This window comes from Sphingobium sp. LB126 (genome assembly GCF_002795205.1).
Classification (GTDB): domain Bacteria; phylum Pseudomonadota; class Alphaproteobacteria; order Sphingomonadales; family Sphingomonadaceae; genus Sphingobium; species Sphingobium chungbukense.
Genome location: NZ_NETV01000002.1, coordinates 607014 through 632415 on the forward strand (window position 1 = coordinate 607014; position 25402 = coordinate 632415).

A 25402-nucleotide genomic window follows, 5' to 3' on the forward strand; every position below is an offset into this window, starting at 1 on the left:
CGACCATGCCGATCTCCGACCATGTCGCCCAGATCGCCATTTTCGTTTCCTTTTATGGCGCGCTGGGCATGGCGGCGCTGTTGCTGTTCCTTGTCATCCGTCGCGATCGAGCGGAGCGGGGCGAGGCGCAACGGGCCGCCCTGATCAAGGCTCTGATCCGCGAGATCATGGGTGGCGGGGAAGATGCACTGGCCAGCCCGGCCTTTCGCCGCGCGCGCACCGCCGACAAGCTGGCGGCGATTGGCCGCATGATCCAGTTGTTGCGTGGGGAGGATCGGAACAGGCTGATCGCGCTGGTGGAACGCGACGGCCTGTTGAAGAAGGCATTGCGCCGGACTCACAGTTCGCGACGCCGGGCCCAGGTGGACGCGATGCGCATGTTGGGCAGTATTGGCGGGACGCAAGCCGTCGAGGCGCTGATGGCCGTGCTGCATGAGGACCCCCATATCGATACCCGCCTGGAAGCCGCCTCGCTTCTGGCGCAGCTCGACGCCTTGCCCGCGCCGGAGAGTCTGATCGCGGATCTTTCGTTGCATGAAGCGCGGATCACGCCCCTGCATCGCACATTGTTCCGATTGATTGCGGTCAGCCATCCCGTTGAATTGCTGGCCCTCGGCCATTCCAGGCAATTACAGCCCGCCGTCCGCGCCTTGGTCATCGATGCGCTGGGGTGGACGGAGAATTTCGCGGCGTTGCCGTTGCTGGCGGCGGCGGCGGTCGATCCCCATCCGCCGGTGCGGCTTGCCGCGCTCGATTCCGCGACCCGGCTCGGCCATCCAGGCAGCGCGGGATGGATCATCCGCCTGCTGGACGATCCGGAACATCCGGTGCGTTCGCGCGCCATTCGAGCCTGCCAGATCATGAAGCTGTCCGCTGCCGTGCCGCTGCTGGCGGCGATGCGGAACGACCCTTCGCCCTGGGTGCGACTGCGCGCGCAGCAGGCGGTGCAGATGTTGCAGGTGGCGGCATGATGGACCGCATGCTTTCGGGGGCGGCCGATGTCGGCGTCGCGACACTGATCGCCATCGGCCTGCTTTGCTTCGTCGTCGTGACGGTCCGCAATCTGGTATCGACGATCCAACTGCTGCTGGCGGCCCGTATCTTCGTCACGCGGATCAAGCCGGCCAGCCGGTCCTACGATCTGTGGACCCGCTATGCCGATCTGGCGCTACCGGTGTCGGTGATCGCACCCTGTTATAATGAGGAGCTGTCGATCGCGGACAGCGTGCGTGCGCTGTTGGCGCTGGAATATCCCGATCATGAGGTGATATTGGTCAATGACGGTTCCAGCGATCGCACGCTGGCCGTACTGATCGAGGAATTCGACCTGCGCCCGATCGAACGGGAGCAATTGGCCGAGCTTCAGAAAACGCGGATCAACGGCATTTACGGGTCGGTACGCTACCCCAATCTGATCCTCGTCGACAAGCAGAACGGACGTAAAGCCGACGCCGTCAATGCCGGGCTGGGCTTTGCCGCCGCTCCGCTGGTGTGCGTGATCGACGCGGATTCGATCATCGAACCGGACGGCCTGCTGCGTGCCGCGGAACCCTTCATGACCGATGACGGATCGCTGATGGCGGTGGGCGGCGCGATCCGCATCGTCAACGGATCGGTGGTGGCGGGCGGTCATGTGCGCGAAATCCGCCTGCCGGGCAAATGGCTGCCGCGCTACCAGATACTGGAATATCTGCGCGCCTTCCTGACGGCGCGGATCGCCAATGCGCGGCTGGACATGCTGATGCTGATATCGGGTGCCTTCGGCATGTTCCGCCGGGCGACGCTGGTCGATATCGGCGGTTATCGCCACGACACGGTGGGTGAGGATCTGGAGGTCGTGACCCGTATCCATCGCCGCATGCGGGAGGAGAAAAAGCCTTATCGCATCGATTTCGTGCCGGAGATCGTCTGCTGGACCGACGCGCCGGAAAGCTGGACGGGCCTGCGCAACCAGCGGGCCCGCTGGGAACAGGGGGCGCTGGAGACGATCGTGGAGCATCGGCGCATGCTCGGCAATCCGCGCTATGGCCGGGTCGGCCTTGTCAGCATGCCGCTGATCGTGATCGAGGATGTGCTGGGGCCGCCCTGCGAGCTGTTGGGCTATCTGCTCATTCCGCTGCTCTGGCTGATGGGGGTGGAATCCGGAACGGTGGTGCTTGCCTTCTTCTCGCTGACGGTGCTGTTCGGCACGGCGCTCAGCCTGGGCACATTGGCGCTGGAGGAAGTGCAGTTGCGCCGCACGCCGCGGGCGCGCGACCTGGCGATGATCGGGATCGCCGCCGTCGTCGAGAATCTGGGCTACCGCCAGGCCAATCTGGTCTTCCGGCTCCATGGCATGTGGCGTTTCATCCGCAAGGACAACCGATGGGCCGCCGCCGGCCGTTCGGCCTTCGTGCGGCAATGAGGACGGTGCTCTTTTTCCTACTGGCGACGGCTGCGCCGCCCATGCTGGCCGGATGGCACCGCTTCGTCCTTTTCCGCGTCCATGGCTGGGACGAAGGCAGCAGGGAGACATCCGATGGATAGGAACGCGGACGGTCCGTCTCCCCCCTGGATGCCGGAAATGCTGGCACTTCAGGTGGCTGTGGCGGAATCCTTCGCCGATTTCCAGCAGATCATCGACGAAGTGGCCCGCCGCGCGTTGCGCATCATCCCTCTTGCGACAGGCGCCATTGTCGAGATGCGCGACGGCGAGGAAGTGGTCTATCGTGCCGCCAGCGGCACGTCGATCAGGCAGATCGGCCTGCGCCTGCGGTTGAGCGGCAGCCTGTCGGGGGTCTGCGTCGCGACGGGTGAAACCCAATTCTGCCACGACAGCGAAACCGATCCGCGCGTCGACCGCGATGCCTGCCGGAAGGTCGGCGTCCGATCCATGATGTTGGTGCCCTTGCCCTATCATGGCGAGACGGTCGGGGTGCTGAAGGTCTATTCCGATCAGTTGGCGGCCTTTTCCGGAGCCGATCTGGAGGTCGTGCGGCTGATGGCCGGCCCGATCGTCACCGGCTTTGCCAATGCGGCGCACAGCGATGCGGCGCGCCACTTCGCCGCGACCTTCGATCAGGCGGCGGTGGGCCTGGCCCATGCCTCGCCCGAGGGACGGTTCCTGCTGGTCAACGACCGGTTTTGCGAGATCGCGGGTTATGCGCGGGACGAACTGATCGGAACCGATTACCGGCAGATCACCCATCCCGCCGATTATGCGATCGATGCGCGACAGGTGGGCCGGCTACTGCTGGGCGAGATCAGCGAATTCGCCCATGAAAAACGCTATGTCCGCAAGGATGGCGGCGTCGTGTGGATCAACATGACCGTGTCGCTGGTACGGGATTCAGGGGGCGCCCCCGATTTCTTCGTCTGCGTGGTCGAGGACATATCGGCGCGGCATTCGGCGGAGATGGCGAGCGCGGCCAAGACCGGGTTCCTCGCCAATATGAGCCATGAGATCCGCACGCCGATGAACGGCATATTGGGCTTTGCCGACCTGCTGATGGGTGCGAAGCTGCCGCCCGAACAGCATCATCAGGTGAAGATGATCGCGGATTCCGGCCGGGCGATGATGCGGCTGCTGAACGACATACTGGACCTGTCCAAGGTGGAGGCAGGGCAGATGGAGATCGCGCATGAACCCTTCGACCTGGTCCATGCCCTGGACGCCTGCCTCAATCTGGTGCGGGAGAGCGCGGAGCAGAAGGGGCTCAAGCTGATCCGCGACCTGGCCGGGGACCTGCCCCGGATGATGCTGGGCGACGGGTTGCGGCTGCGCCAGATCGTCCTCAACCTGCTGGGCAATGCGATCAAGTTCACCGCCATGGGTCATGTGGCGCTGCGCGTGCACCGGGATGGCGCGGACCGGCTGGTGCTGATGGTGGAGGACAGCGGTCCCGGTATCGCCCCGGAGCGGCAGGCCGCCATTTTCGAGAAGTTCGTGCAGGCGGATGCGACCACCGCGGCCCATTATGGCGGCAGCGGCCTTGGCCTGGCAATCAGCGCCCAACTGGTGACGCTGATGAAGGGGGAACTGACGCTCGACAGCCGGTTGGGGCAGGGGAGCCGCTTCACCCTGCGTCTGCCCTTCGAGCAGGCGGAGGAGGGGGCCGTGCCTGTCCCCGCCCTGCCGCCGGTCGAGGGTGCGGCAATGCATTTCGACGATCTGCGCGTGCTGGTGGCGGAGGATCATGATGTCAACCAGGAACTGGTGCGCGCCCTGTTGGACCGGATCGGGTGTAGGACAACGATCGTTCCCGATGGGGGGGAGGCCGTCGCAGCCGTGTTGCGGGCTCGGGAGGATGGGATGCCCTATGACATCATACTCATGGACATGCAGATGCCGGTGATGGGCGGCCTTGGCGCCGCGCGCACGATCCGCGGGCATGGCGTCACGGCCGAGGAACTGCCGATCCTGGCATTGACCGCCAATGCCTTTGGCGAGGATGCGCATGCTTCGCTGAATGCCGGCATGCAGGCCCATCTGACCAAGCCGATCCGGTTGGCCGAGCTTCGCGAGGCGCTGGCGACATGGCTGCCGATGAAGACCGTGCGCGAAAGTCCGGCGGGCTTCGACCCGATCACCGAACGGCTGAGCGAACGCTTTCGCGAGCGGAAAGAGCAAACGCGCACCATATTGACAGCATTGCTGGATCAGCCGGCGCCTTCCCGCCAGGCATTGAAAGAAGCGGAAGAAGAATTGCACAAGATTGCCGGAACGGCGGGGATGTTCGGGGAGGTCCGGCTGGGGAGCGTGGCGGAGGCGGCCGAACAGGCGTTGAGGGAGAGGGGAGCGATGGATACCGTCATCGCAGGTAAGATCAGGGAGGTGATCGGGCTTTGCGGTTCCCCCGCTTGATCGGACGCATAGCCCCCATTCGGCATGACGGATCCGTTATGGGGTTACGACTTTCCCTGAACGGATATATTCTGGGTTCCCGGATTGGAGCCAGAGGCATGACCAACGAACCGTCCTCCCCGGTCTGCTATGCGACCGATGCAACCGATGCCTATATGGTCTATGCGGATCGTGACGAGATATTGTCGACGCTGAACATGCTGCTCGAAGCGGAACGGGCGGGCACCCGCGTGGCGCAGGGCAGCGGCAAATCGGCAACCCTGAGCGGCTATGCTCAACTGATGCGGGGCGTCCGCAAGGATGAGGCGCATTGGTGCGCCATGTTGACGCGCCAGATCCAGCGGCTGGGCGGAACGCCTTCGCGCAGGACAGGCGCCTTTCTGGACAAGGCGATGGCGATTCCAGCGCCGCTCGACCGGCTTGCCTTTCTCAACCGGGGGCAAGTCTGGGTGGTGCGGAAGCTGGACGAGTTGATGCCGCGGGTCCGGGACGCCGCGCTCCATGCGGACCTCAAGGATATGGCGGACAGGCATCGCGCGAATATCCGGTTGGCGGATGATTTTCTGGCACGATCGTCCGATGGCGCTTCAGGGTGAAAGCATCGCCATGATGGCCCGGCGTATCTGTTGCCGTCGGCGGGCCGGTTCATCGATATGGGCAAAGGCTTCCCGTCGCATCCGCCCCACCAGGAAACGCAGTGCCGCCCGGCTTGGCGGCTGTGCCGTGCCGATGCGGGCGACCAGAGCGGGGTAGGTCCACTTCATTTTCCGTTCCGTCCCGCGGAGATGTCGGGTTCGCTGGCGGAAATCCAAAGGAACAGCGCACCGCACAGGCCGCAGAGAGCGCTCAGCCGGACAAATTCGCTGTGGACCATGCCGCTCAGGAACAGGATCGACAGCAGGATCAGAATCAGGATCGCAGCCCAACCATGATGATGCAGGCGATCCGCGCTGATCATCGCCAGCCAACAGAGGAGCCCAGCGGTCAACGCGCTGCCGCCCACAAGGACAATGGATCGCAGGATGATGGCCATGACGAACATGGACGGCCTCCTCTTCTTCCGCTATTTATATCGTAATACGATATAAATGTCAAATGCCGGGTAGGCACGGCCCTGACCGCTCGGTAGTTGAGCAACCTTGGAGCGAGGCTTCGATCGAAGCGGAGGGTTCCCGAAACATGCGCATGCCCCTTTGCTGGGCTGCATATGATATATAATATCGTGGACGATTATTGAGGATGATGACGATGGAAGCCGCCGTCCTGGAGGATGAAGATTATGTGGCCCTGGCGGAATTCCGCTTCGCGCTGCGCCAGTTCCAGGCTTTCAGCGGCGAGCGGGCGGCGCAGGTCGGCCTGACGCCGCAGCAGCATCAGGCATTGCTGGCGCTACGCGCCGCGCCACCGGAAGATGCGACGGTAGGGTTCGTGGCGCGGCGCCTGTTGCTGAAGCCGCATAGCGCGACGGGGCTGGTCGACCGGCTGGAAAAGTTGGGCTTGGTGACACGCCATTCCATTGCCGCCGATCGCCGCCGGTCACAGTTGCAGTTGACGCCGCACGCCCTGGAATTGCTGGCCAGCCTGTCGGCAACGCACAGGGCCGAGATCAAGCGCCTTCGTCCACTGCTCCACGAATTGCTGGCCCGCTTCGCCTGATGTTCTTGCCCCGGGCGGTGAGACGGGACGCTCCTGACGGTCGCAGGCCGCCCCCGGCTTGCCGTGCGCGAGCCGCGTCCAGCAAAAGAACGAACTAAACCTTTGGCAGTTCCCGATAAAATCAGGAATCGGCGAGAAAATCCGCTACACATGCGCCAAACGCGATGGGTTGTTCGACATTGGCGAGGTGAGCGGCCTTGAGCATGGCAAGGCGGGAGCCTGCGATGGCTGTTGCGAGAGCGTTGCTGTGGGTTGGCGGTGTTGCGGGGTCGTGCGTTGCGCCGATGACGAGGGTGGGGGTTTGGATGAGGGCGACGGTGCGTCGCATGTCCATGTCGCGGATGGCGGCGCAGCAGCCGGCATAGCCCTGGGGGTCGGTGGCCTGGAGCATGGCGGCGATGGGGGCGATGGCATGCTGGCCGCTTTGGGCGAAGGCCTGGGTGAACCAGCGCTCGACCGAAGCCCTGGCGAGCGGGGCCATGCCCTGCTGGCGTACCAGGGCGATGCGCGCATCCCAGGCGTCGGGCGGTCCCATGAAGCTGGAGGTGTTGGCAAGGACCAGGCGGCGCAGCCGGTGCGGCTCGCGGATGCCGAGCCATTGCCCGACCATGCCGCCCAGCGACAGGCCGCAAAAATCGACCGTCGCGATGTCGAGCGCGTCGAGCAGTTCGATGACGTCGCGCCCCAGCCGGTCGATGGAATAGGCGCCCGCAGGGGCATCGGACGCGCCATGGCCGCGCTGGTCATAGCGCAGCACCCGGAAGCGGTGGGCCCATTGCTCCATCTGCGGCACCCACATGCCCATGTCGGTGCCCAGCGAGTTGGAGAGCAGGAGGATGGGAGCGCCTTCCGGTCCGTCGAAGCGCCAGGCGATGCGGCAGCCGTCGCCGGTGGTGATGAACGCCTTTTCCATCAGACCCGCTCCACCGCGGGCGCCGGCCCCCCATATGTCCCGATCTGCGGGTTCGGCTTGCCGGGATTGCCCGAGAACCCGAACCCGCCCGACATGATCATCATGCCGTCGAACGACAGTCCGTTCAGTGCGACCCGAGGGCTGTCGTGGATACAGGATGCCATGGAAAGCCTCTTCCCGCTTCAGGCCGCAGCGCGGATGCGGGACGAGAAGCCCTCGTCGCTGGCGACATCCGCCTTCTGGAGTTCGAAGTCGAAGGCGATGGTGGCGGTGTCGCCCTGCCGGTTGGGAACGGGCAGCAGGCCATCGCGCGTGGCGAAGGCGAAGTCGTCCGCGGCGAAGGGATCGTCGCCGAAGTTGATCTGCGTGGTCAGCGTGCGGTAGCCGGGCGCCTCGACGAAGAAATGGACATGGGCCGGACGGTTGCCGTGGCGGCCGAGCCCCTGCATCAGCCGGTCCGTGGCGCCCTGCGGCGGCACGCTGTAGCCGTTGGGCATCTTCGAATGGAAGGCGTAGCGCCCGTCGCTGCCGATGCGGATGCGGCGGCGGTTGTTGAACGGGGTCTGTTCGCGGGTCGGGTCGAAATGCGAATACCAGCCCTGGCTGTTGGCGTGCCAGACATGCAGGATCGCGCCTTCGACGGGCGCGCCGTCCGGTCCCTTGATCGTGCCGCTCATGAAGAGCGTGCCGGTGTCGTCGGCATCGTCGGTCAGGTTGACGTCGCCCTCCACCAGCGGCGCGCCCGCGACATAGAGCGGCCCTTCGATGGTGCGCGGGGTGCCGCCGGTCCTGCCGGCCTCGGCATCCCGGGCGTCCATCAGCAGGTCCATGAAATGTTCCAGCCCCACGCCCGGCACGATCAGGCCGAACTCCGCCGCGCCGTTCTGGAAATAGTGGATCGCGGCCCAGAACTCGCTCTCGCTCACCTCATGGCGCACGATCGTCTTCATCACCGCCTCGACCAGGTCGCGGGTGATCGCCTTGAGCCGCTTGTCGCCGCCCTGCGCGTCGACGCCGCTGGCGCGGTCGAGCAGGGCCTGTACCGGCGCGGATGCAACAAAATCTTCAGTCATCATGCCTCTCCAAAGGGTTGAATATCAGCGATCATCGTCATGCAGCGAGGAGGGATGGCGGCAGAGCGCCGTCACCTTCACCTCCATGAAGGGATAAAGCGGCAGGCCGGTCAGCAGGTCGTGGAGCTGCGCGTTGCTCTCCACATCGAAGATGCTGACATTGCTGTACTGGCCCACGACCCGCCAGATATGGCGCCAGGTCCCGGCCCGTTGCAGCTCCTGGAAGCGCGCCTTCTCGGCCGCCTTCAACGCTTCGAACCGGGCTGGATCATAATCCAGCGGGACACGCACATCCATTTCGACCTTGAAGAGCATGGGTCAGGCCATCCGTGCAGAGGGGAGGGAAATGGTGGTGCGCGCCGCGTCCCGGCGCAGGAAGGCGATCCGTTCCTCGTCCAGCGTCACGCCCAGGCCCGGGCCGTCCGGCACGCCCAGGCCGTAATCGGCATAGTCGAGCGGCTCGGCCAATATCTCCTCGGTCAGCAGCAGAGGGCCGAACAGTTCGGTGCCGAACGGCAGGGTGGGGAAGGTCGCGAAGACATGGGCCGATGCCGCCGTGCCCACCGCCGCTTCCAGCATCGTGCCGCCATAGACGGCGATCCCCGCCGCCTGCGCGATCGCCTGCACGTCCTTCGCCGCGTACAGCCCGCCCGACTGTTCGATCTTGACGGCGAAGACGTCGGCGGCGGCGGCGGTCGCATAGTCATAGGCGCTGGCGGGGCCCTGCAATGCCTCGTCCGCCATGATCGGGATCGGCGAGCGGGCGGCAAGACGCGCCATGCCCGCGCGGTTATGGCGCATGATCGGTTGTTCGACCAGGTCGCAGCCGGCATCGGCCAGCATCGCGACGCCCTGGCGCGCCACCGTCTCGTCCCACGCCATGTTGACGTCGACCCGCACGCTGGCCCGGTCGCCCAGCGCCCGCTTGATCGCCGCGACATGGGCCACATCCTCGCCCAGCGGCCGCTTGCCGATCTTGAGCTTGAACGCATTGTGACGACGGGAAGCGAGCATCGCCTCGGCCTCCTCGATATCGCGCCCGGTATCGCCGCTCGCCAGCGTCCAGAGCACCGGCAGCCGGTCCCGCACCCGACCGCCCAGCAGTTCGCTCACCGGAACGCCCAGCCGCTTGCCCTGCGCATCGAGCAGCGCGGTCTCCACCGCGCATTTGGCAAAGTGATTGCCCACCACATGCTTCCCGATCACGCCCATCAGCGACGCGATCCGGGTCGCATCCCCGGAACGCAACAGGGGATCGAAATAACGATCGATGGCAAGCTTGATACCCTCAGGGCTCTCCGGCCCATAGCTCAGCCCCCCAATCGTCGTCGCCTCGCCAACCCCCTCAATCCCGTCGCTGCAATGAAGCCGCACTAGGCAAACAACCTGCGCTTCCATCGTCGCCATCGCCAAAACATGCGGACGAACCGTAGGCACTTCCAATATATTCGTCTCAATACCCGTGATCGTGATGGAGGGGGGCATATGAATTCTCTCCGCTATCCGAAGCTGGAGAGTAATGAAGCTGTTCGATAAGGAAAAAGACTGTTTGAATCAGATACCATACCCAAAAGGTATCATAATGATTTTCGCTTCTCATTTTCGGGGTTAAGCGGCCTCTTTAGGCGTAGGCATGACATAGAATGTATTTAACATAATATATATTATCGATTTATGATATTCATCCTGGTGGATTCTAAATCGAAGTGCGAAATCCTTGGATTTATGAGGGTTTGATCCCCTTTCCAGGAAGGCACGCGATGAACGGCTATCAGCATGTAGGTTTAGATGATCGGCGGGAGATTTATCAGTTGATCGCGACTGGGCGGTCAGTGCGGCAGATTGCGGAAGCATTGGGACGTCATCCGGCAACGATCTATCGCGAGCTCAAGCGCAACCGGCACCTTGATGAGCATCCGCTGTTTCGTGGCTATTATCCCACGGTTGCCCAAGCCATAGCGCGCGGCCGTCGTGTGCGAGGCGGGAAGATCGCCCGCCAGCCGGAGCTCGCCGCTTACATCGCTGATCGCTTGTCGGCCGCCTGGTCGCCAGAACAGATTGCAGGCTACCTTCGACGTCATCGGGGCATGCGCGAGGCGGTGTGCCACGAAACCATCTACCAATATGTCTATGGACCTGATGGACGGCACCAAAAGCTGTGGCGCCATCTGCCCGTCGCCCGCCGTTCGCGCCGGCAACGCTACGGTCGAAAGCCGCGCGGTCTCCATATTCCCGTGGCCAACACGATCGGCGCACGGCCGCAGGAAATCGCCGATCGCAGCAGCTTCGGACATTGGGAAGGCGATCTCCTCATCTTCAGGCGAGAATATGGCAAAGCCAACCTCACCTCGCTGGTCGAACGCTGCAGCCGCTTCACTTTCCTTGCGCGTAATCCGAGCCGCCATTCTGCCGGTGTGATGGCCGGCATTGATCGGCATTTGCATGCTCTGCCCCCCTCCCTCCGACGCAGCATCACCTTCGATCGAGGCACGGAATTTGCCGCCTTTGCGACACTGCAAAACAGGCTCGGCATCACCAGTTACTTCTGCTTGCCGTCAGCGCCCTGGCAAAAAGGCTGCGTGGAAAATTGTAACGGACGGATCCGGCGCTTCCTACCCTCCGACACCGACATTGCACTGCTGTCGGACAAGGAGGTCCAGGCCGTTGCCGACCGCCTCAACAGCACACCGCGCAAGTGTCTAGGCTATCGCACTCCGCAGGAGGTCCTGGGAGAGCAGATCGCCCTCCTCAAGGCCGGATAAATTTGGCCATCCGGGGTGGGGCTCGCCCCACCCCGGATGAAATGCTACGCATCACGTTGGATGTCGCGCTTCAAATCGAAACCGCCCCTGCCGTTGAGATGATGGCATTAGGAGACGACCACTTCCACGGCTTTCCCCTTGCACATCGTCGATCCGCGCGGTAATACTGAACCATATGGTTCATCTTCCTTCGGCTCGGCTGGACGCCTCTTTCGCAGCCCTGTCGGATGCCACCCGACGCGGCGTTCTCGAACAGCTTGGGCATGCGGACTCTTCGATCACGGACCTGGCCACGAAGTTCCACATGACACTCACGGGCATGCAGAAGCATGTCGGCATCCTGGAGCAAACCGGATTCGTGGTCACGGAGAAGATTGGGCGCGTGAGGACGTGCAAGCTCGGCCCGCGGCGGCTGGCCGAAGAGATGGCCTGGATCGAAGAATATCGCCAGCGGTGGGCTTCACGCTTCGACGAGTTGGACAAGCTTGTCGAGGAACTGAAACAGAAGGAGAAGGTCGATGGACGCCAAAGGACAGGGTGATCCCATCCCTGAGAGGAACCCTATAACGGTAGAACGAAAGTCCGAGCGCGAACTGATCGTCAGACGGACCTTCAACGCCCCACCCAACATCCTGTTCGAGGCCTGGACCAAACCTGAATTGCTCAAACGCTGGTGGGCACCAAAGTCGTTTGGCGTGTCCTTCATTTCCTGCGAGGCCGATGTCCGCACCGGGGGCGCATATCGCTTCATATTTGGGCACGCGGCATCGGAAGAACCGATGGAATTCTTCGGAAGATATATCGAAGTCTCCCCATATTCCCGTCTCGTCTGGACCAATGATGAAGGCGGCGAAAACGGGGCCGTTACCACGGTGACCTTTGAAGAAAGGGATGGCCGGACACTGGTCGTCATGCACGATCTCTATCCGTCGAAGGAGGCCTGCGATGAGGCCATAGCTTCCGGCGGCACGAGTGGGTTCGGCGAGACGTTCGCGCAATTGGACGAGCTTCTCGCGATCGGCGATATGGGCGAATCGCAGGCATGATGGTTGCGGCGGCCGGATTCTACCGGCCTTCGCGCGACAATATCCGCCTTGCCTCTTCTGTGATCGTATATACCGCCTCCCGTTGAGCACCGCGATTGGGATGGTCGACCCGATAGCCCTGATAGTGCCTTCTGAGCAGGTCAGCCTTGACAAGATCGGACACCGCCCGGCTTACGCTCGTCCGCCCCGATCGGGTGATCCGGGCTTGCAACTGCGCGTCGATTTCCCGTTCCAGATCATGAGGATCGGCTGCCTCGCCCGCTTTCGACGTCACTTCGGACCTGACCGCCTCTATAAGTGCCAGACGGCGGCAATCGCGCTTCGCCAGAGGAGAGAGCGCAGAACATAGCCAATCGCGCACAGCCACCCTCCCCTGGTCGGTTGGGACATGCGGTCCAACTCTTCCATCCGTGCCCGCCTGCCGTGCTATCAAATCCAACACCAGAAGCGCGTATCGTGGTCGCCTGCTGATAGCGGAAATCCGATCCACCAACTCCGCCAAGCTGGTCAGCGGCGCTGTGATCCGTGTCGGCCGCGCGGGTGAATGTGGTTGTGAACGCGCCTGGCAACGCGATTGTTCGAAGAGATCGGCCTGATAGAACATATCAGGAATCTAGCATATACTGAGTCGGTGTGAATCCCTTTCCTTTCCTGCGCAACAGATAAAACCCAAGTGTCACTTTACCAGTGGGCCGCAATCTCAGGCCTAGGCAGATACCCAAATCATGTAGGAAACCTTCAGGTTGCTGCGACACCTCTCTTCGTTCAACCTCCCGTGTCACTTTACCGTGAAACGATGGTAAAGTGACACGGGAGGCACTTAATCGCCTTCATGGTCAATCTTCAGCGACGGCCGAACATGCCAGGTCGATCATATCGCAGCGGTCGGGCGTCACGCCGCCAGCGGTTCGAACTTCTCAAATTGTTGAGTGCTCGGACAATCGGCGCAGTCCCCGGCCGGATGAGCACGTTGATGCATCCTCAATTGCCGTGGCAAGGCGTCCAGATCTCCCGGATCGTGAAGATCATCGATCGAAATGTCGAAATGGTCCGGAATGAAACTGCATGGCGCGATGCGTCCAGCCTCATCGATGAACAAGAAGGTTTCCGCCACCCGGCAATCGGCGATGGGGAGCGATCGCCCAGCCACCGTATCCGCGATCCGTTGGAGATAACTCGTCCCTCCGACGAGGACCGTGCCGACGCGGTGAAGTTCCGTACGCAGCGGCGGCACCAGCCTGGTCAGCAGAGCGACATCGTCGGGACGGAGGCGATGGCCAGGGTAGAATTCGGGCCGGTCCCGCCCACCCAATTGATTGAAGCTGATTTCATCGACTCCCCAGCCGGCGAGAACGCGGCACAGAGCCGGGAATGCCGCGATATTGTCGCGCATCAACACCACATTCACGCGCACCTTCAGCCGAGCACCCGCTGCATCCCGTTCGGCCACCAATGCCGGCAGGGTCTGCGAAAGCTTGTCGAACGCACCCCACCAGCCGCGCATCGCATCGTGGAAGTCGGCCACGCCGTCGACGCTGACGGTAATCTCGCGATAATGTCTCACCAGTTGCGCACGGACACGCGGAGAACACAGTCGCGTACCGTTGGTCGTGAGACTGAGCCCGACACCCTGTTGCGCGGCCCGCTCGTCCAGTTTGTCGCGCGGCGTCCACAATAATGGCTCGCCGCCAAGCCAACTCAGCAAAACCTCCCGCCCATATTCCCGCCTCCACGCGCCCAGCAGATCAATGAACCGCGCAACCTGCACCGGATCGGCCTCTTCGCGCGCGATGCCCAGACGCTTGTCATAGGCACAGAATGGGCAAGCGAGATTGCAGTGGTTCGACACGCGCCACAGGATGATCATATCCCCTCCTCCAGCCCGACCGGTTTGCCGGCGAAGTCGGCTTCAATGACCTGCTCGATCGACCGGGCGATGCCGCAACTCAGTCCTTCCGGCACCTGGACGGCAAAGCCGCGTGCGACCAGGCCGTCGATCGCCCAGCGCACGCAATAATCGGCGGCGACGCCGATCACCGCCACGTCCCTTACCCCTGCCGTCATCAGCGTATCGAAGAATGCGTCACGCGCAATCTTGCCGCCCGTGGCGGCCGCTTCGATCACGCGATCCGGCTCCGCCCACATGTCGAACACGCCCTTTTCGAGACGGTAAACCGGGATTGCCGGATCGAGCGCGTCGGGATCGAGGACGTTCGCCCATCCGGGCGTGTCGCGCACGCAATGGAGTGGAAACTGTTCCGCCTCCGCCGAACCGGAATAAGCCTCGGCGGAATGAGTGTCGAAGGTGAACAACACCCCCTCCACCTCCCCTGACTCGAACGCAGCAAGCCAGGCGCGCATCGGCTCGATCAGCATTTCGGCGCCGGCGATGGAGAGTGCGCCATCCGCCCGCATGAAATCGGCCTGCGTATCCACCACCACGACAAAGCGCTTCATATCCGACTCTCCGATGTCGGCATTGACATAATCGCAATATGAATATAAGTAAAGCGCATGACGGATATAAGTGGTGATGCCGCATTTCTGAAAGAATATGACCCGACGGCCTATGACCGCCCGTCGATCACGGTCGACCTCGTGCTGCTGGGCATGCATCGTGGGCGATTGTCGGCGCTGCTCGTCAGGCGCGACCAAGCGCCGCAGGCCGGCTATTGGGCGTTGCCGGGAGGCTTCGTCGCGATGGATGAAAGCCTGGACGCCGCCGCAGCGCGCCTGCTCCACGACAAGGCGGGGCTGGATGAAGCGCATCTGGAACAACTCTATACTTTTGGAGCAGTGGATCGCGATCCGCGCATGCGGGTGATCACCATCGCCTATCTCGCCTTGCTGCGCGAAGATCGCATTGCCGCGGCTGCGGGTGGCGGACGAGTGACGGTCGCCGCGCTAGAAGGTGAGGCAGCCGAGGCGGTGAGCGAGGACGGAAAACCATTGCCACTCGCATTCGATCACCAGCATATCCTGGCGCTGGCGCGCGACCGATTGCGCGGCAAGATCGACTATTCGGATATCGCCTTTGCCTTGCTGCCGGATCGGTTCACCCTGCGGGCATTGCAGGACGTGCATGAGGCGGTGCTCGGCACGACGCTCAACAAACCCGCATTCCGCCGCCGCATGCTCGATCGCGGCCGGCTGGTAGCGACAGGCATGCGCGAGGAGGATGCATCGCACCGCCCCGCCGAACTATTCTCCCTCGCCGGTCCAGACCGTCCCTCATCCCGGAGCCATTGATGGTTTACACCGACATCGCGGCGCGCACCTATAATCATAGCTGGCGGCTCGACCCGATCGTGCGGAGCCTGCTCGACACCGATTTCTACAAACTGCTCATGCTACAGCTGATATGGCGGCGGCACCGCGACACGCACGCCACTTTCGCGTTGATCAACCGGACCAGGTCGGTTCGCCTCGCCGATGTCGTCGACGAGGGTGAACTGCGCGCGCAACTCGATCATGCGCGCACATTGCGGCTGGGCAAGAAGGAACTGATCTGGCTTGCGGGCAATAGCTTCTACGGCGAGACACGGATGTTCGAGCCCGATTTCCTCGCCTGGCTCGCCCACTTCCAGTTGCCCCCATATGAGTTGCGCAGGGTCGACGGCCAGTTCGAACTGCTGTTCGCGGGCCCCTGGACGCATACGACCATGTGGGAAATTCCCGCCCTGTCGATCGTCAATGAACTAAGGGCGCGCGCTGCGCTGCGCGGCAAGGGTCGCTTCACCCTGGACGTGCTCTACGCCCGTGCCAAGGCTGCGCTCTGGAACAAAGTGGAACGGCTGCGCGCCCTCCCCGACCTTGCCCTTTCCGATTTCGGCACGCGCCGACGGCACGGGTTCCTGTGGCAGCGCTGGTGTGTGGAGGCGCTCAAGGAAGGGCTCGGGCCGCGCTTCATCGGGACGTCCAACGTGCTGCTGGCGATGGATAGCGACCTGGAGGCGATCGGAACCAACGCTCATGAATTGCCGATGGTCGCCGCCGCGCTGGCAAAGGACGATGCGGCACTGGCGGCGGCCCCCTATGCCGTGCTCGATGAGTGGCGGCATGCCTATGGCGGCAACCTGCTGATCGCGCTGCCCGACGCCTTTGGCACGACCGCCTTCCTGCGCCACGCTCCAGATTGGATCGCCGACTGGACCGGCTTCCGCCCCGACAGCGCTCCGCCCATCGCCTCGGGTGAACAGATCATCCAGTGGTGGCGTGCGCATGGCCGCGACCCAAAGGAGAAGCTGCTGATCTTCTCGGATGGCATGGATGTGGACTCGATCGAGGCCACCTATCGCCATTTCCACGGCCGGGTTCGCCTGAGTTTCGGCTGGGGCACCAATCTCACCAACGACTTTCACGGTTGCGACCCGGAGGGCCTACCCGGCCTCGAACCGATCTCGCTCGTGTGCAAGGTGATCAGCGCCAATGGTCGTCCGGCGGTGAAGCTGTCCGACAATCCGGAAAAGGCGACCGGGACCGCGGAAGAAATCGCACGCTATATCCGCATTTTCGGGAATGCGGACAGAAATGCCGAGCCGGTCAAGGTCTGAGGGCAATCGGCCATCAAGGGCACGAAAAACTGTCGCTGATGCGCGGGCCTGCTCCGTAAGGGAGCAGGCCCGTCGATCAGGTCACATACGGACGCGCAGGCCCACCGACACCATGCGGCCGATCGGGTTCGACACAAAGCCGTTATAGCCCCATGCGCCGCCCAAAATGCCGTTGGTGTTGCCGTTGTAGAAGGGCGGATTCTTGTCGAAGATGTTCTGGGCGTCGATATAGACCTGCCACCCCCTGGCGAAGCTGTCGCCCTGGAATTCATATTGCAGATGCAGGTCGAACAGGTCGTTGGCCTTCACCTTGTCGCCGCCGCCGACCGGATTGCCGATAGAATTGACCGTGATCGGTATGACCGACGTGCTGATCCAGTTGTGGTAGGACCCGGTATGATTCCAGAACAGATCGGCTGACAATCCACCCTTTGTCCAACCGAACTGCGCGCGGTTCTTGAACTGGACCGACGGGAAGGTGGTGTTGTAACCGGATGTATTGAGAATACTGAATTCCGTGCCGCCACCGAAATTCTGCCGGAACTTCGTGAAATAGGTGAATCCGGTGCCGATGACGAAGCTGCCCAGTTCACCGATGTCGGAACGGTAACTGAACTGGCCGTCAATACCTTCGACCGTCAGGTTGAGTGCGTTGCGGCTGCTCTGGTCGATCAGGAAATAGACCTGCGGTGGGATCGCGCCGGAGACTGTCGCGCCATTGGCGATGTTGGCGAATTCATCGATCTGTGCCTGCGAACAGGTTTGCGGACAAATGGTCAGCAGATTGCGCAGCCCCGCCGAGTTCACGATCGCGCTCGGGCTGGGCGAGGAGACGCCTCCGATGAACTTGTTGTGGAAATAGGTGAAGGCGGCGGTGAAACCAGGCAGGAAGCGCGGTGCAAGATCGATGCCCGCGGACCAGCTCCGTCCCTTTTGCGGGGTCATGTTGGAAAAGCCGCCGCCAAGCTGCCGGCGCATCCCCTGGATCGCGGGCGTGCCGATGGTGCAGGTCGTGCTATTGCACTGGACGCCGGGAATATTCACCACGTCGGGATAATTGGCGATCGGCACGGCGATCTGCGTACCGTTCACGCCCACGCTGCCCGATGCATAGAGATAACCCTGGGTCGGATCGCCGATGACCGCTGTCGGCGGCGCCACGAAGGCACGGGAATAGTTGCCGCGCAACTTGACGCCTTCCACCGGCTCCCAGTTCGCTGCGAACTTCGGATTGGTGGTCGAGCCGACATCGCTGTAGCTGTCGTAGCGGCCGGAGATGCTGAGATCGAAGCTATGGACCAGCGGTACGCCCATATCCGGAGAGATGACCGGAATATAAAGTTCGGCATAGAGCGACTTCACATCGCGCTTGTAATTATAGACGCGGAAGTTTGAGCCTGTGGTGGTCGGTCCGGTATTGTTGGAGCCTGTGATCTTCTGCGTCTGTTCATACCAGAGATATTCGCCGCCGACCGCGATCTTGAGTTTGCCTGCGGGAAGATTGAACAGCGATCCGTTGAGGTCCAGCTTCATCTGGTTGAACGTGTTGTAGTTCGTATTCTCGCTGTTGTTCCGATAAAGCGAGCGGATGACGGCTTCCGAACTGCGGTTGGTGCCGTCGAACGCTCTCCAGACGTCGAGCGCATTGGCCGCTGTCAGAGGCAGGTTGAGGGCGATGACATTCTGGCCTGGAATGTCCGTCGCCGTGGTGCTGCCGCTGAGCTGCGCGGTGCCGTTCAGCGCCAGCAGGGCGCAGGCCGAGCAGAAGCCGTTGACGGTATTGAGCGCCGAACGGTTCCAGCCGAAGGCATCGCTGAACGTCAGCGTCCAGTCGTCATTGACATGATATTCGGCAACCGCCGTCGAATAGATCGAATCCGATTGCGATTCCTGTTCGCCATAATTGCCGTCGGGCAGCAGGGCAAGCCAGGTGACCGTCTGCTGGGTAGCGCCGGGCGCTCCGGCGGGAGCCTGATAGAAGGGATTGATCTGTCCACCACGGCCCGATCCGGGACCGAAGACGGTCGCATTGGTCAGGCCGCCTGGGCCTGAGGCATTATGCGTTTCCTGGCGGTTATAATTCAGCATCGCCGTGACGGTGAACTTGTCCGAAAAATCGTTCGTGACCTTGATCATCGCATTTGCGCGGAACTGCGACGGCAGCAGATTGGCGTAGACCGAATTATTGCACGGCGCATTGGCCTGCGTATTGGCGACGGTCGTGGTCGCACTGGGCGACAGGAACACACCGCTCACACCTGGTGCGATGATGGTCGCGGGGCTGCACTGATAGCTGTTCGTGTTGGTGCCGCCGACCGGACGGTAATCGCCCAGGCTGGAAAAACCGCGGTCCTTGTTCTTCAGTTCCGACTGGTCGGAATAGGAACCGGCGACATAGACGCCGCCCGTGTCCCACTTCTTGCCCCAGATGAAGTTGAAATTCTTATTGTGATAGCTGTCGGCAAAGCCCGCCTGCACATTCGCCTCGAAACCGTCGAAAGTCCGCCGGGTGATGAAGTTGACCACGCCAGCGACCGCGTCGGAACCGTACACGGACGATGCGCCGTCGGCGAGAACCTCGACCCGCTGGATCGCGCTTACCGGGATGATATTGGGGTCGGTCTGGGCGAATTGCGTGCCGCCGCCGGGCAGGCGCAGACCATCGAGGATCACCAGCGTGGTATTGGACGAAGAGCCCGCGAGGCTGTGGATCTGGGGCGAATAATAGGAATAGGCATTCTCACCCTGCGCTACCGAACCGGCGGTGGAAATGGACGGTACGGTGTTCACGAGCTGCGACACGTTGACCGGGGCGGTCTTCTCGATCGTGTCCTGGCCGACGGAAATCAGGTTCGACCCGACCGGCGCGACGCCGCGAATGGCGGAACCGGTGACGACGATGTCGGTATCGGTAACGGGTTGCGCGCTGCGTGGCGACGCGATCGTGGGGTTGTCCTGAGCGAGTACCGGCTGGCCGGCCACCATCACGGCGGCGATGGCAATAAGCGAACTGTTCAACCTTGCGGGCAGAATATCTCCCAACATCGTTCCTCTCCCTTTATATAGTGATCATATACTATAGGATTTTTCATTAAATTTATGGCATCCCGGAGGCTGAATCTCGCTCCGGGGTCGGTATGCATTCCGCGGAATGCTGGATCAGTGCGGTTGGAAGCTGTGCAGTCCGCGCGGATAGGGATTGATGGCGACCCGCGTGGCCATCTGGCCCGGCTGTCCGCCGAAGCTGGCCCTGTGCCAACGGCCTTGCGCAGCGGTCACCACATCGCCGGGCGACGCCGTGAAGAAGGGGATACCCTCGATCTGATAATCAATCTTGCCTTCCATGACGAACCAGAATTCGTCATAGCCGAAATGGAAATGGCCTAGATCGCTCGCGGGCGGCGTCTTCGTCGCAGGCCCCCGGATATTGTTCACGAACATATGATCGCCGGCGATGAACGCACCGGCCCGCTCCCCGCCGTTCACCACATCCTTGTAATAGTCGAGATAAGGGCGATCGGCCGGGCCATAACGGCCGTCCCCGCCCATCAGGGCAGCCTTCACATAGGTGAAGCCCGGTACATCCCTGGGTTTGTCCGGCGTCGTCGCGGTGAGATAGAGCGGCACGTCGCCCGCGCCATGCACCTCTAGCCACAGCGCCGGTTCATCCCCCACACTCTCCAGCGTGAAGGGTAACCGATAGGGGATATGGACCTCCCCCCCTTGACCGCGACGAACGGCTCCTGCCCCTTGATGCTCACGCGAAGCTGCCCGCCCCATATGATCAGTGCCGTGGCATTGTCGGCGTACATCAACGGTTCGGTTCGTTGGCCGGCCGCCATCTGGTGCCAGTCGGCCTCCAGATTATGGTTGCGGACAATCGGATGTATCCAGCTTTTCTGGCCTTTGTGCACCGCAAGAATGTCGGCGAGTTTCCACCAGGAACGGTTCGGCGCCTCGTAAGCACGCGGCGGCGTCCGCTTGGGCGACCAGGCGCTTTCCATGGGAGGACGGGCCGGCGGCCCGGAGGGCGACGCCGTCTGCGCAGCGGCGCCCCATATGAGTAAAGCAGGCGAACACAGACAGAATGCGGCCTTGATGAGCACCATCAATCCTCCCCTCGAGCAGACTTTTGTGTCTTGTAATTTATCATATAGGATATGATATGAGAGCATTAGTCAAACAAATTATGACGGGAAAAAGGAGAAGGGCGTGAAAAGCATATGGAAACTGGCCGTGACCGGCACGATCGCGTTGTTTCCACATCATGTCGCTCATGCCCAGGATGACCGGTGCGCACGCATAGACGAACCCTCCGCGCGCCTCGCCTGTTATGACAGGCAGTCGGGGCGCGCCGCACCGGACAGTCGACCGATTCCCCTTCCCACCCCTGCGAGTGCCGCGTCGGCGGCTACGATCGATGGCTATCAGGATCACCACGACGCTCTCAAAAGCCGCACCGATTTCGACAGCCGGTTGAAGACGGCGATCCCTCTGCGTCACGGCTATTACCGGTTGGAGCTGGAGGATGGCACCGCCTACGACACGACAACGGTGGGGCCGCCGCCATCGGTGGGCGCTGAGATTCACGTCCGCCGCACCCCTTTCGGCACCACCTTCTTCGACCTTGAGGGGCGCAAGCCCCTGACCGTCAGGCTGTCGCGCCGCCAATAGGCGTCATGCCGCCCTCGTCCACCGGCTGTTCAAGCAGCCGGTTCGGATCGACCACCATCCAGGCGAGCACCCCTGTCAACACCACCGCCGCACCAGCGACGAAAGCGGCGGTCCAGCCGAATTGCGCGGCGATCATCGGCGTCAACGTGGAGGTCAGCGCCCCGCCGATCTGGCAGCCCATGTTCATGAAGCCGGACACGACGCCGCTATGCGGGCCGGCAATGTCAGCCGTTACCGACCAGAAGGAGCTTTGCGAGAGGTAGATCGCGCCCGCGCCCCCAGCCAGGATCAGCACGGCGAGCGGCGCATTGTCGACCATCGATCCGCTGGCCAGAAACAGGCCGGTGAGGATGAAGGACAGGATGCCAAGGCCGGAACGGCCCCAGTAGAGGCCGTAACGCGCAGACACCCGGTCGTTGATGACGCCGCCGAGGAGACAGCCGAAGGTCATGCACAGAAAAGGCAGCATGGAGAAGACGGCGCTCGATTTGACATCAAGCTGCCGCGCTTCGGCAAGATAGATGAAGAACCAGCTGAAGAAGATCCAGATCACATAGCCGAACGCGAAATAGCTGATGAACAGACCCCAGACGTTGCGGCTGGAAAATATGGTGCTCCATGGGATAGGCCCGGCGGAAACCGCCTTGGCCGACGGCAGGCCCGCCTCGATATGCGCCAGTTCGGCGGCGTTGACGGAGGGATGCTCCTGCGGCCGGTCCCGAGCCAGCAAGTACCAGATGGCGGCGGCGGCAAGGCCCACGGCTGCGCAGACATAGAAGGATGCGCGCCAGCCGCCCCACAGGATGATGGCAGTGATCAGCGGCGGCGTGATGCCGGAACCCGCGCCCACGCCCGCGAATATCCATCCATTCGCCTTCCCCCTTTCCTGGGCGGGAATCCAGCGCGACAGGAATTGGTTGCCGCATGGATAGACGACCGATTCGCCAATGCCGAGCGCGAAGCGGGTCAGTGCCAGCAGCAGCAGCGCGCTGCGGCCCTCCGGATGGATGATCGCCGTCGCCGCGGTGAACAGGCCCCACCAGAGCAACGCACCGGTCAGGACGATGCGAGGACCATAGCGCGCCGCAAGCCAGCCCGCCGGCACCTGGAACAAGGCATAGCCGATCAGGAAGGCGCTGAAGACCCAGCCCAGCTCGATCTGGTCGATGCCGTATTCCTTCCGCATCTCGACACCCGCGACCGAAATGTTCGTGCGATCGAGAAAGGCGATGGCGCTGATGATGAACAACAGAAAGATCAGACCCAGCCTGACCCTGGAACGTGCGGTCCCCTTCATGACATCCCTCCGCTTTAGTGATCCATCAACAATATAGTATATGATTCTTGATGGGATGGATGTATGTGCGCATAAACAGACAAGAGCAAGCGTCGGAGAGGATGGGATGAGCAGGGGTTCGCCGCGCGCCGGACTGGTCGCAGCACTGATGGCCTTTTCAATGGCCGCCGCCGCGCAGGCCGCGCCGTCGCTGGCGGACCGCATCGGCCGCAGCGACCCCGACCACATGAGGGTGGCGACCGGCGTGCATGGCGGCGCAGGCACGATGCAATTCGGCCCGCTGCTCGGCGCGAACGCGCTCAGCACCAACCTCATCTTCCTGCACCGGGGCACCATCGCGCCGAAAAGCGGCATCGGCCAGCATTTCCACAATGATTGCGAGGAGATGTTCGTCATCCTCGACGGCGAGGCGGAATTCACGATCGACGGCCGCACTTCGCCTCTGGCCGGACCCGTCGGCGTGCCTGACCGCATGGGTCATGCCCATGGCATCTACAATCCGACCGACAAGCCCCTACAATGGCTGAACATCAACGTCGGCATGACGAAGAACTACGATAATTTCGATCTGGGCGACCCGCGCACCGGCGTGACGCTCGATCCCGTGCCGCAATTCATCACGATGCGACTGGACCGCTCTCTTCTGAGGCCGGCGGCAAACATTCTGCCCGATACTGCGGGTGCCGTCCTCTATCGCCGTGCCCTCGGCCCGACCGTCTTTTCCACGCCCTGGTCCTATGTGGACCATATCCTGTTGCCCGCAGGATCAAGCCTGGGTCGCCGGACGCAGGCCGATATGAGCGAGGTCTATTATATCATGTCCGGTTCCGGCGAAGTGTCGTTGGGCGAGGAGACGGTTCCGATCAAGGCGGGCGATGCCGTGCCCGTCGATCTGGGAGAGGCGCGAGCGATCCGCCAGACGGGCCGGCAACCCCTTGAACTGATGGTCATCGGTGTCGCCCGCGATCTGGCGGCAAAGGCCCGTTACCGTGCGGAGACCGACGCGCGCATCCAGCAACGCCGATAAGCTCGGGCCACGCACTTCCCCGCCAGTGGCGAGGCATCACAACGAGGAGAAAAAGCCATGAACAGGCGTCATTTGCTGAAAGGTCTCGCCCTGCTGGGCATCGGCACGAGCGTGGGGACGATCCGTGCCGGTGCGCAGGCCGCAACGCCCCCCGCACGCAAGCCCATCGTCCTTTATTGCGACCTCGCCGTCGATCCGGCGCGCGAACGGGAAATGCTGGATGCGTTCCACAATCACTTCAAGCCCGCCGCCGAAAGCTTCCGCGGACGCGGCTATATCGACCTCAAGATGCTGAAACTGCGGTCCGTGATTCAAGGTGGCCCCGCCCCCGCCTCCAGCATCAACTACCGCTTCCAGCTCACTTATGAGAGTGAGGAGCAGCGGCAGGTCTGGATCAGGTCCGATGTGCATGAAAAGAACTGGCCGCTGATCGAGAATACCGTGCTCAACAAGGATTATCTCGTCCTGCTGACCGACAGCGTCTGACGCATCCCAAGCGCCCATCCTCTATCTGCAACCCATTCATCAAAGGACCAGCCCATGTCGTCCCGTCTTCGCGCCACCCTGCTTGCGGCAGCGCTCTGTCATCTGAGTTGCGCCCCGCTGCTGGCGCAAAGCCCTGTTCCAGCCGCTTCGATCGAACGGCTCGACCCCGCACTCGACACCATCATCGCGCCGGGCACGTCGATCGAGCGCGTGGCGACCGGCTTCGGTTTCACCGAGGGGCCGTTATGGCATGAGGGGCGCCTCTGGTTTTCCGATGTGACCGGGGACAAGATGCGGGCCGTGGCCCCGGACGGAAAGGTCGAGGAACTGATCGCCAATTCGGGCGGCCTTCCCAATCCGCCCGCCGGGGCCAGCATCGGCTCCAACGGCATGGCCCCCGCCCCCGATGGCACGGTGCTGATGACCCAAATGGGTGCCCGCCGTATCGTGAAGGTGAGCAGGGACGGACGCCTGCACCCCTTTCTGTCGGAATATGACGGCAAGAGGCTGAACAGCCCCAACGACCTAGTCTATGATAAAAGCGGCGCATTGTGGTTCACAGACCCGCCCTTCGGCCTGTTCAACGGCCTGGACAAGGACCCGGCCAAGGAACTGCCGTTCAACGGCGTGTTCCGCTATGCGGACGGCAAGCTGACGCCCGTCATCACGGATATGAGCCTGCCCAACGGCATCGGCTTCTCGCCCGATTTCAAGACCCTCTATGTCGGCAATTACGGGCCGGAGATGGTCGTCCGCGCCTATCATGTGGGTCCGGACGGCGCCTTGTCCGCGCCGCGCGAACTGATCCGTTTTACCAGCGGTCGTGGCGGCCCGGACGGGCTGAAGGTCGATACGGCCGGCAATATCTGGATGACGGGGCCTGGGGGCATCCGCATCGTCACGCCGAAGGGCAAGATACTGGGGCAGATCAAGCTGCCGGAAACGGCCGCCAACCTCGCCTTCGCGGATGACGGCCACAGCGTCTACATCACCGGCAGCACCAGCATCTACCGCCTGCGCAGCAAGGTGAAGGGCATGCTGCCGCTCTACGCCGATGGGAAGTGAAGGCGCG

General features: G+C 62.6%; 27 protein-coding genes and 1 pseudogene. 14 read left to right on the forward strand and 14 right to left on the reverse strand.

All coding sequences use genetic code 11. The features are described from left to right. Positions 1 to 5: 5 nt before the first annotated feature. The 4 genes from CAF53_RS18920 (at position 6) to CAF53_RS18935 (ending at position 5439) form a co-directional block, all read left to right on the forward strand. Complete coding sequence (locus CAF53_RS18920; RefSeq protein WP_232307542.1) at positions 6 to 971, forward strand: HEAT repeat domain-containing protein; 966 nt, start codon at positions 6 to 8, stop codon at positions 969 to 971. Then, on the forward strand, positions 968 to 2404 hold the full coding sequence (locus CAF53_RS18925; protein ID WP_242443519.1) for a glycosyltransferase: 1437 nt from the start codon (positions 968 to 970) through the stop codon (positions 2402 to 2404). The genes CAF53_RS18920 and CAF53_RS18925 overlap by 4 nt, the downstream gene beginning before the upstream one ends. Before the next feature lie 114 nt (positions 2405 to 2518). Continuing rightward, the gene (locus CAF53_RS18930) at positions 2519 to 4843 is read left to right on the forward strand and encodes an ATP-binding protein (protein WP_197707482.1); all 2325 of its coding nucleotides are present in this window, start codon (positions 2519 to 2521) and stop codon (positions 4841 to 4843) included. 98 nt (positions 4844 to 4941) lie between these two features. Next, entirely contained in the window at positions 4942 to 5439 is a 498-nt protein-coding gene (locus tag CAF53_RS18935) for a DUF6306 domain-containing protein (RefSeq protein WP_100239202.1), read from the forward strand. Here CAF53_RS18935 and CAF53_RS27155 read toward each other — a convergent pair. Both CAF53_RS27155 and CAF53_RS18940 read right to left on the reverse strand, forming a co-directional pair. Continuing rightward, the gene (locus CAF53_RS27155; protein ID WP_157035778.1) at positions 5431 to 5607 is read right to left on the reverse strand and encodes a hypothetical protein; all 177 of its coding nucleotides are present in this window, start codon (positions 5605 to 5607) and stop codon (positions 5431 to 5433) included. The genes CAF53_RS18935 and CAF53_RS27155 overlap by 9 nt on opposite strands. Next, the gene (locus tag CAF53_RS18940) at positions 5604 to 5885 is read right to left on the reverse strand and encodes a hypothetical protein (protein ID WP_100239203.1); all 282 of its coding nucleotides are present in this window, start codon (positions 5883 to 5885) and stop codon (positions 5604 to 5606) included. The genes CAF53_RS27155 and CAF53_RS18940 overlap by 4 nt, the downstream gene beginning before the upstream one ends. Positions 5886 to 6085: 200 nt before the next feature. Between CAF53_RS18940 and CAF53_RS18945 the strand changes: the two genes are divergently transcribed. Further along, positions 6086 to 6499, forward strand: coding sequence for a MarR family transcriptional regulator (locus CAF53_RS18945; RefSeq protein WP_046764149.1), 414 nt, complete (start codon positions 6086 to 6088; stop codon positions 6497 to 6499). Positions 6500 to 6620: 121 nt separating this feature from the next. Here the strand turns inward: CAF53_RS18945 and pcaD are convergent, their stop codons facing one another. From pcaD to CAF53_RS18970, 5 genes and pseudogenes are all read right to left on the reverse strand, one after another. After that, positions 6621 to 7412, reverse strand: coding sequence for a 3-oxoadipate enol-lactonase (gene pcaD / locus CAF53_RS18950; RefSeq protein ID WP_197707483.1), 792 nt, complete (start codon positions 7410 to 7412; stop codon positions 6621 to 6623). A 62-nt stretch (positions 7413 to 7474) separates the two neighbouring features. Further along, positions 7475 to 7576 (reverse strand): annotated as a pseudogene (locus CAF53_RS18955) (succinyl-CoA--3-ketoacid-CoA transferase); the annotation flags it as partial. An 18-nt stretch (positions 7577 to 7594) separates the two neighbouring features. Beyond that, on the reverse strand, positions 7595 to 8485 hold the full coding sequence (locus CAF53_RS18960) for a dioxygenase (RefSeq protein WP_046765340.1): 891 nt from the start codon (positions 8483 to 8485) through the stop codon (positions 7595 to 7597). A 24-nt stretch (positions 8486 to 8509) separates the two neighbouring features. After that, the gene (gene catC, locus CAF53_RS18965) at positions 8510 to 8800 is read right to left on the reverse strand and encodes a muconolactone Delta-isomerase (RefSeq protein WP_046764065.1); all 291 of its coding nucleotides are present in this window, start codon (positions 8798 to 8800) and stop codon (positions 8510 to 8512) included. Between the two features lie 3 nt (positions 8801 to 8803). Next, positions 8804 to 9970 (reverse strand): muconate/chloromuconate family cycloisomerase, encoded by a 1167-nt coding sequence (locus tag CAF53_RS18970; RefSeq protein WP_100239205.1) that lies wholly within the window; start codon positions 9968 to 9970, stop codon positions 8804 to 8806. A gap of 275 nt (positions 9971 to 10245) precedes the next feature. Here CAF53_RS18970 and CAF53_RS18975 point away from each other — a divergent pair, with 275 nt between their 5' ends. The 3 genes from CAF53_RS18975 (at position 10246) to CAF53_RS18985 (ending at position 12293) form a co-directional block, all read left to right on the forward strand. Further along, positions 10246 to 11247 (forward strand): IS30 family transposase, encoded by a 1002-nt coding sequence (locus CAF53_RS18975; protein WP_100238542.1) that lies wholly within the window; start codon positions 10246 to 10248, stop codon positions 11245 to 11247. A 175-nt stretch (positions 11248 to 11422) separates the two neighbouring features. Beyond that, positions 11423 to 11788 (forward strand): helix-turn-helix domain-containing protein, encoded by a 366-nt coding sequence (locus tag CAF53_RS18980; RefSeq protein ID WP_100239206.1) that lies wholly within the window; start codon positions 11423 to 11425, stop codon positions 11786 to 11788. Next, positions 11766 to 12293 carry an SRPBCC family protein gene (locus tag CAF53_RS18985; protein WP_100239207.1) on the forward strand — a complete coding sequence of 176 codons (528 nt, stop codon included), beginning with the start codon at positions 11766 to 11768 and terminating at the stop codon, positions 12291 to 12293. Before CAF53_RS18980 ends, CAF53_RS18985 begins: the two co-directional genes overlap by 23 nt. Before the next feature lie 19 nt (positions 12294 to 12312). On the opposite strand, the gene CAF53_RS28265 is transcribed toward CAF53_RS18985, so the two are convergent. The 3 genes from CAF53_RS28265 to CAF53_RS19000 form a co-directional block, all read right to left on the reverse strand. Further along, positions 12313 to 12660 carry a hypothetical protein gene (locus CAF53_RS28265; RefSeq protein WP_242443520.1) on the reverse strand — a complete coding sequence of 116 codons (348 nt, stop codon included), beginning with the start codon at positions 12658 to 12660 and terminating at the stop codon, positions 12313 to 12315. A gap of 525 nt (positions 12661 to 13185) precedes the next feature. Further along, entirely contained in the window at positions 13186 to 14160 is a 975-nt protein-coding gene (locus tag CAF53_RS18995) for a radical SAM protein (protein WP_100239209.1), read from the reverse strand. Continuing rightward, positions 14157 to 14750 (reverse strand): cysteine hydrolase family protein, encoded by a 594-nt coding sequence (locus CAF53_RS19000; protein WP_100239210.1) that lies wholly within the window; start codon positions 14748 to 14750, stop codon positions 14157 to 14159. The genes CAF53_RS18995 and CAF53_RS19000 overlap by 4 nt, the downstream gene beginning before the upstream one ends. Positions 14751 to 14807: 57 nt before the next feature. Here CAF53_RS19000 and CAF53_RS19005 point away from each other — a divergent pair, with 57 nt between their 5' ends. Then, positions 14808 to 15542 (forward strand): NUDIX domain-containing protein, encoded by a 735-nt coding sequence (locus tag CAF53_RS19005; RefSeq protein WP_100239211.1) that lies wholly within the window; start codon positions 14808 to 14810, stop codon positions 15540 to 15542. Next, positions 15542 to 16846 carry a nicotinate phosphoribosyltransferase gene (gene pncB / locus CAF53_RS19010; protein ID WP_100239212.1) on the forward strand — a complete coding sequence of 435 codons (1305 nt, stop codon included), beginning with the start codon at positions 15542 to 15544 and terminating at the stop codon, positions 16844 to 16846. Before CAF53_RS19005 ends, pncB begins: the two co-directional genes overlap by 1 nt. A gap of 81 nt (positions 16847 to 16927) precedes the next feature. On the opposite strand, the gene CAF53_RS19015 is transcribed toward pncB, so the two are convergent. The 3 genes from CAF53_RS19015 to CAF53_RS28275 form a co-directional block, all read right to left on the reverse strand. After that, positions 16928 to 19891, reverse strand: coding sequence for a TonB-dependent receptor (locus CAF53_RS19015; protein WP_100239213.1), 2964 nt, complete (start codon positions 19889 to 19891; stop codon positions 16928 to 16930). Between the two features lie 114 nt (positions 19892 to 20005). Continuing rightward, positions 20006 to 20521 (reverse strand): cupin domain-containing protein, encoded by a 516-nt coding sequence (locus tag CAF53_RS28270; RefSeq protein WP_242443521.1) that lies wholly within the window; start codon positions 20519 to 20521, stop codon positions 20006 to 20008. After that, complete coding sequence (locus CAF53_RS28275; protein ID WP_242443522.1) at positions 20494 to 20955, reverse strand: hypothetical protein; 462 nt, start codon at positions 20953 to 20955, stop codon at positions 20494 to 20496. The genes CAF53_RS28270 and CAF53_RS28275 overlap by 28 nt, the downstream gene beginning before the upstream one ends. Before the next feature lie 103 nt (positions 20956 to 21058). Here CAF53_RS28275 and CAF53_RS19025 point away from each other — a divergent pair, with 103 nt between their 5' ends. Then, positions 21059 to 21520 carry a hypothetical protein gene (locus tag CAF53_RS19025; protein WP_100239214.1) on the forward strand — a complete coding sequence of 154 codons (462 nt, stop codon included), beginning with the start codon at positions 21059 to 21061 and terminating at the stop codon, positions 21518 to 21520. On the opposite strand, the gene CAF53_RS19030 is transcribed toward CAF53_RS19025, so the two are convergent. Next, positions 21498 to 22817 carry an MFS transporter gene (locus CAF53_RS19030; RefSeq protein WP_100239215.1) on the reverse strand — a complete coding sequence of 440 codons (1320 nt, stop codon included), beginning with the start codon at positions 22815 to 22817 and terminating at the stop codon, positions 21498 to 21500. The genes CAF53_RS19025 and CAF53_RS19030 overlap by 23 nt on opposite strands. A gap of 106 nt (positions 22818 to 22923) precedes the next feature. On the opposite strand from CAF53_RS19030, the gene CAF53_RS19035 reads away from it, so the two are divergent. From CAF53_RS19035 to CAF53_RS19045, 3 genes are read left to right on the forward strand one after another with little or no spacing between them, the layout of a single operon-like run. After that, the gene (locus CAF53_RS19035; protein WP_100239216.1) at positions 22924 to 23844 is read left to right on the forward strand and encodes a cupin domain-containing protein; all 921 of its coding nucleotides are present in this window, start codon (positions 22924 to 22926) and stop codon (positions 23842 to 23844) included. Positions 23845 to 23901: 57 nt separating this feature from the next. Then, positions 23902 to 24330 carry a hypothetical protein gene (locus CAF53_RS19040; protein ID WP_100239217.1) on the forward strand — a complete coding sequence of 143 codons (429 nt, stop codon included), beginning with the start codon at positions 23902 to 23904 and terminating at the stop codon, positions 24328 to 24330. A gap of 54 nt (positions 24331 to 24384) precedes the next feature. Further along, positions 24385 to 25395, forward strand: a complete 1011-nt coding sequence (locus CAF53_RS19045; RefSeq protein WP_100239218.1) for an SMP-30/gluconolactonase/LRE family protein — start codon at positions 24385 to 24387, stop codon at positions 25393 to 25395. Positions 25396 to 25402 lie beyond the last annotated feature (7 nt).

Coding starts and splice junctions, on each gene's coding strand:
- pncB (WP_100239212.1), top strand. CDS start 15,542: ATGGTTTACACCGACATCGCGGCGCGCACCTATAATCATAGCTGGCGG.
- pcaD (WP_197707483.1), bottom strand. CDS start 7,412: ATGGAAAAGGCGTTCATCACCACCGGCGACGGCTGCCGCATCGCCTGG.
- CAF53_RS18920 (WP_232307542.1), top strand. CDS start 6: ATGCCGATCTCCGACCATGTCGCCCAGATCGCCATTTTCGTTTCCTTT.
- CAF53_RS18940 (WP_100239203.1), bottom strand. CDS start 5,885: ATGTTCGTCATGGCCATCATCCTGCGATCCATTGTCCTTGTGGGCGGC.
- CAF53_RS19040 (WP_100239217.1), top strand. CDS start 23,902: ATGAACAGGCGTCATTTGCTGAAAGGTCTCGCCCTGCTGGGCATCGGC.
- CAF53_RS19005 (WP_100239211.1), top strand. CDS start 14,808: ATGACGGATATAAGTGGTGATGCCGCATTTCTGAAAGAATATGACCCG.
- CAF53_RS18925 (WP_242443519.1), top strand. CDS start 968: ATGATGGACCGCATGCTTTCGGGGGCGGCCGATGTCGGCGTCGCGACA.
- CAF53_RS18995 (WP_100239209.1), bottom strand. CDS start 14,160: ATGATCATCCTGTGGCGCGTGTCGAACCACTGCAATCTCGCTTGCCCA.
- CAF53_RS18980 (WP_100239206.1), top strand. CDS start 11,423: ATGGTTCATCTTCCTTCGGCTCGGCTGGACGCCTCTTTCGCAGCCCTG.
- CAF53_RS19045 (WP_100239218.1), top strand. CDS start 24,385: ATGTCGTCCCGTCTTCGCGCCACCCTGCTTGCGGCAGCGCTCTGTCAT.
- CAF53_RS18975 (WP_100238542.1), top strand. CDS start 10,246: ATGAACGGCTATCAGCATGTAGGTTTAGATGATCGGCGGGAGATTTAT.
- CAF53_RS28275 (WP_242443522.1), bottom strand. CDS start 20,955: ATGGTGCTCATCAAGGCCGCATTCTGTCTGTGTTCGCCTGCTTTACTC.
- CAF53_RS19035 (WP_100239216.1), top strand. CDS start 22,924: ATGAGCAGGGGTTCGCCGCGCGCCGGACTGGTCGCAGCACTGATGGCC.
- catC (WP_046764065.1), bottom strand. CDS start 8,800: ATGCTCTTCAAGGTCGAAATGGATGTGCGTGTCCCGCTGGATTATGAT.
- CAF53_RS18945 (WP_046764149.1), top strand. CDS start 6,086: ATGACGATGGAAGCCGCCGTCCTGGAGGATGAAGATTATGTGGCCCTG.
- CAF53_RS18970 (WP_100239205.1), bottom strand. CDS start 9,970: ATGCCCCCCTCCATCACGATCACGGGTATTGAGACGAATATATTGGAA.
- CAF53_RS18930 (WP_197707482.1), top strand. CDS start 2,519: ATGGATAGGAACGCGGACGGTCCGTCTCCCCCCTGGATGCCGGAAATG.
- CAF53_RS18960 (WP_046765340.1), bottom strand. CDS start 8,485: ATGACTGAAGATTTTGTTGCATCCGCGCCGGTACAGGCCCTGCTCGAC.
- CAF53_RS18935 (WP_100239202.1), top strand. CDS start 4,942: ATGACCAACGAACCGTCCTCCCCGGTCTGCTATGCGACCGATGCAACC.
- CAF53_RS19030 (WP_100239215.1), bottom strand. CDS start 22,817: ATGAAGGGGACCGCACGTTCCAGGGTCAGGCTGGGTCTGATCTTTCTG.
- CAF53_RS19000 (WP_100239210.1), bottom strand. CDS start 14,750: ATGAAGCGCTTTGTCGTGGTGGTGGATACGCAGGCCGATTTCATGCGG.
- CAF53_RS19015 (WP_100239213.1), bottom strand. CDS start 19,891: ATGTTGGGAGATATTCTGCCCGCAAGGTTGAACAGTTCGCTTATTGCC.
- CAF53_RS18985 (WP_100239207.1), top strand. CDS start 11,766: ATGGACGCCAAAGGACAGGGTGATCCCATCCCTGAGAGGAACCCTATA.
- CAF53_RS27155 (WP_157035778.1), bottom strand. CDS start 5,607: ATGAAGTGGACCTACCCCGCTCTGGTCGCCCGCATCGGCACGGCACAG.